The sequence below is a fragment of the Rhodococcus sp. NPDC058505 genome, assembly GCF_042720095.1.
GTDB lineage: Bacteria > Actinomycetota > Actinomycetes > Mycobacteriales > Mycobacteriaceae > Rhodococcus_G.
On record NZ_JBHXNB010000059.1, the window covers coordinates 1 to 1,468 of the forward strand.

General features: G+C 67.0%; 1 protein-coding gene. It reads right to left on the reverse strand.

Going from position 1 to position 1,468, the window contains the following annotated elements; translation table 11 throughout:
* Positions 1-74: 74 nt before the first annotated feature.
* Positions 75-1,325: an IS256 family transposase gene (locus ACFWPA_RS19640; protein WP_378509452.1), complete on the reverse strand. Its 1,251-nt coding sequence runs from the start codon at positions 1,323-1,325 to the stop codon at positions 75-77.
* Positions 1,326-1,468: the final 143 nt, after the last annotated feature.

Genomic DNA, 1,468 nt, shown 5'->3' on the forward strand with positions numbered 1-1,468 from the left:
GACAGAGCCCCGTGAAGTGGTGGACTTCGGATCAGGCGCGAGATCGCGTAGTGATCAACGAGTCATGCTGAATGCTAGCTGATTTCGACGGCCTCCAGTGCCGTCCGGGCGGGTTCGGTGGCGGCGTGTTCCTTCGCGGCGATCACCGCCCGCAACTCGTCCATGGAGACATCGGAGACATAGCGGCGGGTGACCTGCCACTCGTCGTGCTGTTCGATCACCACCGCCGTTGCCAGACGCAGGAACGCGGCCGGGTTCGGGAAGATCTCCACGACATCGGCGCGGCGCTTGATCTCCTTGTTCAACCGCTCGATCGGATTGTTCGACCAGATCTTCTGCCAGTGCGCCCGCGGGAACGCCGTGAACGCCAGCACGTCGTGCTTCGCCGCCTCCATCATCGCCGCCACCTTCGGGAACGAGGCGGTGAGGGTGTCGACGACCTGGTCCCACTGCGCCGCGACCTCGACCGGGTCAGTGTGCGCGAAGATCGTCTTGACCGCCGCCATCACCGGCGGCACGTGCTTCGATGCGACCGCACCCTGCAGGTTGCGCATGAAGTGCACCCGGCACCGCTGCCACGATGCGCCCGTGAACTGTTGCGTGACAGCGGCTTTCAACCCTGCGTGGGCGTCGGAGACGACCAGGTGCACCCCCGACAGGCCACGGGCCTTGAGGCTGGCGACGAACTCGCGCCAGAACTCGAACGACTCGCTGTCGCCGACCGCGGTCCCGAGGACCTCGCGGGTGCCGTCGATCGACACCCCGGTCGCGACGACGAGGGCCTGGGAGACCACGTGCGCCCCGACCCGCACCTTGCAATAGGTCGCGTCCAGGTAGACGTAGGGGAAGGTGGTGTGCGTCAGCGTGCGTTCCCGGAACCGGGCCACCTCCGCGTCGAGGCCAGCGCAGATGCGGGAGACTTCCGACTTCGAGATCCCCGAGGTGACGCCGAGCGCGGCGACGAGGTCGTCGACGCTGCGGGTGGAGACGCCGTGCACATAGGCCTCCATGATCACCGCGTGCAGGGCCTTGTCGATCCGGCGGCGGCGTTCGAGCAGCGATGGGAAGAACGACCCTGCCCGGAGCTTGGGGATCTTCAGTTCGACGTCGCCGCTGGTTGTCGACACCGTCTTCGACCGGTGGCCGTTGCGGTGGGTGGTCCGGCCCTCGGTGCGTTCGTAGCGGCCAGCACCGAGGGTCTCGGTGGCCTCGGCCTCGATCAGTTCCTGCAGGCCGGCGCGGATCAGTTCGGCGAACACGGACGCCACGTCGGCGCCCTTGAGGGCGTCGAGGCGGGCCAGCAGTGCAGAATGCTCATGGGTCATCGCGTGGTCCTTCGTGTCGAGTCACTTTGGTCGGTAACTCGTTCACCTCTACGCGATGGCCCGTCCTTGCTACGGGACCGACACGCGGCCGATCCTGCAGGTCAGGGTCTCACCCGATTCCCACCACCCCAGGGGACTCTCCC